Genomic DNA, 6,000 nt, shown 5'->3' with positions numbered 1-6,000 from the left:
CTGGGGGGGGGGGGTGTGTTTTTCGCCGCCGTGGGGGGCTGGGGTGGGTCAGCGGGCTCGGGTCCCCGGGCCCGCGGCCGGATCGAGGGGCCAGAGCGCGGCGACAGGGACTCCGAGAGTGCCGGCGAACTCGCCCGCCGGGTCTTCACCGACCAGCAGCAGCGCTCGCTGCCGCCCCCAGCCGCCCACGCGAGCCAGCTGGGCGCGAGTGGTCGCGTCGATCTGATCGGTCCGGACCATCACGATCAGGACATCGGCTGCGGTCATCAATGGGGCCGCTGCCGAGTCGGGGTCGGCCACACCACAATCGGCGATCACCGCGACGTCGCGGTTGGCGAGCGCGTCATGTGGTCCGCCATCGCAGACGGTCGCGGTCAACGCCTCATGCACCGCGCCGGGCGTCGCAGGCGCGGCGATCACCGGCACTCCAGACGGGAGCGTGCGGGCGTGGTCGGTGATCCGGTATGGGTGATGCGGGGTCCTCGCCCCGCATGCCAGGCTCATCAGGCCCGTGTGCGGGTCACCGGGCAGCAGGGCACCGAGGCGGCCACCGGCCGGGTCGGCTTCCAGAACAACGGCCTTGCCGGGCCCGGGCCACGCCGCAGCGAAGGTGGTGGCGGCGGTGGTCACCCCCGAGCCCGTGTGCAGTGCAGTGAAAACGATCAACATATCGGACACCCCCGATCGTGGTGATGAAAACTAGTGGTGGACAAGGAATTACCTCTGAAGCTCGACACGCGCAGCTGTGCTGGTTCGGCGGGTCATCCGGACGTGATCGAGGTGATCAACGCCCGGCCGTCGACTTCGGTGGTGGTCACGCGCTGCGACCACGAGACGACCTCGCCGCCGGGACGCGTTTCGGTCACCTCGACCGCGTACAGGCCAGCCGTCAGCAGACGGATCCGGGCACAGTAGGCGGTCCCCGCCGGGAACGAGTCGATCCCGGCCTGGATCGTCGCCGCATCGGGCACCGACGCATGGTCGGCGACCACCTGCCGGGCAAGTCGCGCGTCGCGCGCCTGGTAGTAGGCGGACTCGAAGAGCACGATGGCAGCCGCCCCAGTGGCTGGCTCGGTGGATTCGGTGCTCGGGCTTGCGCATCCGGGTGTGCTTCCCGACACCACGGTCTCGGTTGCCGGTGTTGGCGGTGCCGACGCCGTCGTGGTTGACGCGGCGGTGCGGGTGCCGGTGTCATGGCCGAGGGTCAGTACTGCCGCCCCGGCAATGGCCGCCGCGGCGATCACGGCCGCCCCCCGCCTCCGTACGGCGGGAATCAGGGCTCGCACACGACCCTTTACGTCCCGGTAGGCGCGCGAGCCTGTGACGTGGTCGGCGCTCAGACTTCCGGCGGCAAGCCGCTCGGCGAGCCGCTGCGGCACCTGCGCCGGTTTCCCGGCGAGCCCATCGACACCACGGCCGGTGGCGGTCGGCGCCGCTTTCGACGACGACGCTGTGACCGGCGGGGTCGGCGTCAGCGGTGTCGACAGCCGGTTGGTCTGGGTGGTCATGAGTAACCTCCACCTATCCGAGCGCGGCCTGCAGTTGGACCAACGCGACGTCGATGGCTTCCTCAACCTCGGGGAGGACGGCGGTGACTGCGTCCGTCACCGATGTCGGCACCATCGCATCGAGATCGTCGGACTCGGTCAATGCGTCTGCTACCGGGGCGAGCAGCTGATCGGGAACGGTGCCGGTGTAGCCGTCGTCGGTGCCGGAGATCGGATCGAAGGATGAAACCCCGAGACCTGCAGGGTCCAGTGCGTGTGCCATGTGTGGGGCCAGTAGCTCGTTGGCGCTGCGCTCGCGGTCGGCGAGTGTCGGCGGCAGCCAGCCAGGGCGGGGGAGAACCGTCGAGCCGATACTGATCAGGTCGGGTTCCGGCGCCACAGCGCTGTCGTCCTGCTCAGCCGATGTCGCGTCGCCGGGCATCTGGGGCAGCGCCGACACACGATCAGCTCGATCGCTGGTGTTCTGGCCGGTAGCGGGAGGCGCTGCGGTCGGTTGCGGTGCCGGTGCAAGGGGCGTCGGCTGTTGCTGCGGTGGCGGGGTACCGACTTCGGTGGCCTGGGACAGATCCCCACCCGCCGGTGCGGCCTCATTGATCGGGTGATATTCGGGAGGAGAGGTCACTGGAGCGGTGACACCGGCCTGACCGGACCCTGGGTTGGGAGCTGGGGCCACGCCGGGCTGGCCACTCGGTGCGGCAGGCGCGGCCGTGGCCACGCATAGCGCCACGATCGGTGCCAGTGCGGCGACCAGACCGCGTCGAGCCGCTCGGTGGCCGAAGTGGGGAAGCAGTGAACGGCGCGGCGTGGGCGGCGGGGCGGTCAGCGGTGGTACCAGCCCTGCGGTTCCGCCGGGCAGCGTCGTCCACACTGCGCCTTCGGCCAGGGTGGGGACGTGCACGGCGCTGACCGGCACACCCTTGTCCACCAGGTACTGGTAGATGAGAGCGACACGGCCGAGGACCGGGCCGGCAACCCGGAGGGGTGCCGCTGCCACGAGGACTGCCTCGTCGGCCTCGGGAAGTATCGCTACCGGGACGTCGACGTCCAGGCGCGCGGTCGACTCGACATGGACGGGTTTCCCGGTGTGCAACCACACCACCCAGATACCGACGGTTGTGGGCCGGGTCTCCGGTTCCCCGGCGGCGGCCAGCAACGCCGGAGTAATTGAACTGGTGGATCGTTTGGCAATAAATGCGGACATGACATTCTCCGTTCCTTCAAGAATGGACGGCGGTAGTGTTCGCTCGCGCGACCGAGTCAACGAAGTAGACGTGCGGGCAAGGGATTACGCATCGTGCGGGCCTCGGGCCGCCTGCTGTTGTGCCGCCTCATGGGCAGCCAGGGATAGGGCTTGGCCGGAGAACCATCGGGCCAGCCACTCGCGCTGATCGGTGTCCATGTCGCGTTGAAATTCGGTGACCAGACCAGCGATGACACCAATCGAGCACAGCTCGACTGAGGAATCCGCGAGCAGCCGCAAGGATGCGGCGAGCGCGAGGCCGTCACGACGGGCGGCGTGGGCGAGGATCGCCAACGCCAGCTGCCGCTCGGCGGGGGAAGGGTGATCGCAAGACGAATACATGACAGTGCCTTTCGGGTCGAACAACACAAACGGTGTTGGTTCGGACCTCGAAAGGCACAGCTGGCAATCCGAGGCCCGATGGCACACCACTCCACCCCTGCACAGAAGGGAAGTGATGGCCGCGCACTGGAACAAGCCAGTACCGGTGGGGCACTCGGCGCCGGAAACCTCGGATCGCCGGAAGTCTTCGGTTGTACCTGCTATTGTATAGCAAACTCTGGTACTTTCGTACCACTATTGGCAGATTAGTTTTCGATCCAGAAGTCGATCGATGCTTGCGGGCGTGCGTAATTCATCAATGGTGAGCTGGTGGCGTGCAGCGTCGTCCAGGGGTCGTTGCCGGTGAACCGGATCCGCATCGTGATGGTGGTGGTCTTGCCCGCGGCAAGGTCGGCGACAGCGGTCATGATCGCGGGAAGGTCGTCGGGATGCAGCTGCGGGTTGCGGTGCCGCCACAAGGCCAGGCGCGGGTCGTCGTGGCAGGAGAACGAGTGCATCAGTGTCGTGCGCAGATCCATCAGCGCCGAGCCGTGACCGCGGTTGGCGCGGGTCGCGAGGTGTTCGGTCAAAGGATCCCGATCCGGGGCCGCAACCAGAGCTGTGACATCGGCGATCACTGCCCGCACGATCGGCACGCCCTGCGGGCCGATGACGGAGCGGGCGGCCATCCACATGTGATGCCTCTCCTGCGTGACGGGGTCCACGACGATGAGGCTTTCGCACCATCGCGAGGCTGGCTCGAACGGGTCGAACAGGCCAATCAGATCCAACCGTTTATCCAGCCACACAACATGTTCCAGCAACGCCGGAAGCGTCCATGACGTGTCGCTGCGGAACAGAGTGGGCATCGGGCCGTCGGGGCTGCCGAACCGGGCCAGCCGCTCGGCGTCGAACTCGACCGGAATCAGCGGCAAGTGCGGACCGCATCCACCTTCGGACTTGCTCGCTTCCAGCCGCACCGCATGGACGGCACCGGAAGGCCCCACCAGCGGGTAGCAGTCGGCCCGCAGGCGATGACCTCCGTTCGGCAGGTGCGTGGTCACCGCCCGGCCCTCGCGAACCGCTTGGTGCACCAGGGCGAGTCCCTGATCCGCAATACCTGCGGCCATAGGGAGTTGGTTGGTCTCGCGCAGAGTGCGGAACATGCGGTGGAACCGGTGCGGGCCTGCCGAATCGGCGATCACTGTCGGTTCGGACCCGATGTCGCTGAGACTCTCGGCAATGAACCCGAATCCTGTGCACGCACCAGCCGAGGCACCCGCCGCCGATGAATGCGCAATACCCGATCTCGGCCGCAACCGCCCCGCCCCGGACGAGCCGTTCGCAGCCCGCTGAACTGGGTTCGCACCGCTGTTGTGCTGGGCACCGGCATCCCGTGACGCGACAACGTTCGAGTGATTTTCCGCAGATAGTGTCATGACGGTCCTCCTTCGATTCGTGGGCACCGCTCCGGCCGATCTCCCATGCCGCCGCCGGGCGGCCAACGGCGAGTGGTCAACGCGGTGTGCTGGTCGGCGATCGATCCATGAGCACTGCCCGGCATCGAGTCCGATCCGAAACCTGGCGGCCAGCCGTGACCTCGAGGCGGGCACGGCGTGGTCCGTCTCGACGGACGAAAAGTGCAGCTAATTGCGTTGCCGCGCAGCGAGGTCCACAACGCTTCTTCGTGAAGCGCGTGCGGCGGCGACACAGAGCCGGACCGGCTTGTGCCAGACTGGCGGTCGTGAGGCCCTCGAATGCGTTCTTCCGACGGTTCGCTGCTCAACTCGGCCAACCTTCCGGGTTGTCCGGTCGGCTCATCGGGCATCTGCTCAACAGAGCCAACAGCGGACCGGTAAACGGATCGCTCAACGCTCTGGCCACAGCGCCTGGCACCACGGTTGCCGATATCGGATTCGGCGGGGGGCGGAGTCTGAGCATGTTGCTCGATCAGGTGGGCGAGTCCGGCGTCGTGTATGGCATCGATCCGTCCCGCACCGTGATCGCCGGTGCGCGTCGGCGGTACCGCCACGCCATCACGCAAGGCCGTCTCCGCTTGGAGGAGGCGTCGATGTCGCGAATCCCCTTGCTGGACAACACTCTCGACAGCGCCGCGACCATCAACACCGTCTATTACATCCCCGATGTCGAACTGAGCGACTCGCTGCGCGAACTCGCTCGCGTGCTGCGGCCTGGCGGGCGCTTGGTCGTCGGACTCGGTGACACCGACTACCTGCGCACGCTGCCCTGGCAGGAAGGTATGCTGCTGCGGCCCCTCACCGAAATCGCCGAGTTCATCACTGCCGCAGGCTTGACGATCACCGATCATCGGCGAATAGGCAGCAGCTGGCGCGCGTTCCACGTCTATATCGCGGAGCGCTAGATCTGGGCGTGGCACACCGCCCAGCCGCCAATTGATAAGTCCGAGTGCCTCCACCGGCAGGCCGAGCACGGCTTCCAGAGCCTGCCGGGCCTGCATCACCCAGGACGAACTCAGCGACGCGTGCACTGCGTACATCCGATACCGCGCGCACCGTTGCACTGGCATCGGCACTGTTTCGGGGCCCCGGTGCAGAGTCATAACTCGGCCGGCGGCCGGGCGTACCGCGGCCAGAGACCGGTTCGACCAGTAGCGGCACCCCCGCATAGCGGGGTGAGTCTGAACGGCAGAGCAGCGCGGTCGAACACACGGTGTCGATGATGATGCTGGACGGAGTTCGCCGAACGATGTCGTCATTGGAACCTCCCCTGGACGGATCCCACGGAAGGCGCACGAGTGCACGACAGCAGCAACTGCTGGGGCACATCAGCGCCTGCGCGCAGGGAGCACGGCCAAGAGGGGCGTACTCCAACCTCCGCCAGAGAGGTACGCAAGGGAACCTGCCGCCGGGTCGAGTCGCCCAGAGGGGCGATCAACAGTTATGTGGCTGC

The 6,000-nt window shown here is 67.3% G+C and carries 6 protein-coding genes; 1 reads left to right on the top strand and 5 read right to left on the bottom strand.

Annotated features, from left to right (window positions below; genetic code table 11):
• Positions 1-48: 48 nt before the first annotated feature.
• The 5 genes from QH290_RS26200 to QH290_RS26180 all read right to left on the bottom strand — a co-directional run bounded on the left by QH290_RS26200 (position 49) and on the right by QH290_RS26180 (position 4,508).
• The gene (locus tag QH290_RS26200) at positions 49-669 is read right to left on the bottom strand and encodes a hypothetical protein (protein ID WP_280385793.1); all 621 of its coding nucleotides are present in this window, start codon (positions 667-669) and stop codon (positions 49-51) included.
• 92 nt (positions 670-761) lie between these two features.
• On the bottom strand, positions 762-1,508 hold the full coding sequence (locus QH290_RS26195) for a DUF8176 domain-containing protein (RefSeq protein WP_280385792.1): 747 nt from the start codon (positions 1,506-1,508) through the stop codon (positions 762-764).
• Positions 1,509-1,521: 13 nt separating this feature from the next.
• Positions 1,522-2,709: a hypothetical protein gene (locus QH290_RS26190; RefSeq protein ID WP_280385790.1), complete on the bottom strand. Its 1,188-nt coding sequence runs from the start codon at positions 2,707-2,709 to the stop codon at positions 1,522-1,524.
• An 84-nt stretch (positions 2,710-2,793) separates the two neighbouring features.
• Positions 2,794-3,117, bottom strand: a complete 324-nt coding sequence (locus QH290_RS26185) for a hypothetical protein (RefSeq protein WP_280385788.1) — start codon at positions 3,115-3,117, stop codon at positions 2,794-2,796.
• Between the two features lie 218 nt (positions 3,118-3,335).
• Positions 3,336-4,508 (bottom strand): GAF domain-containing protein, encoded by a 1,173-nt coding sequence (locus tag QH290_RS26180; protein WP_280385786.1) that lies wholly within the window; start codon positions 4,506-4,508, stop codon positions 3,336-3,338.
• 107 nt (positions 4,509-4,615) lie between these two features.
• Between QH290_RS26180 and QH290_RS26175 the strand changes: the two genes are divergently transcribed.
• Positions 4,616-5,452: a class I SAM-dependent methyltransferase gene (locus QH290_RS26175; RefSeq protein ID WP_280385783.1), complete on the top strand. Its 837-nt coding sequence runs from the start codon at positions 4,616-4,618 to the stop codon at positions 5,450-5,452.
• The last annotated feature ends 548 nt before the right edge of the window (positions 5,453-6,000 follow it).

The sequence above is a fragment of the Nocardia wallacei genome (assembly GCF_029869545.1).
Taxonomy (GTDB): Bacteria; Actinomycetota; Actinomycetes; order Mycobacteriales; family Mycobacteriaceae; genus Nocardia; species Nocardia wallacei_A.
Note: the sequence above shows the minus strand (reverse complement) of the source record. Positions and strands in the feature narration are given on the sequence as shown.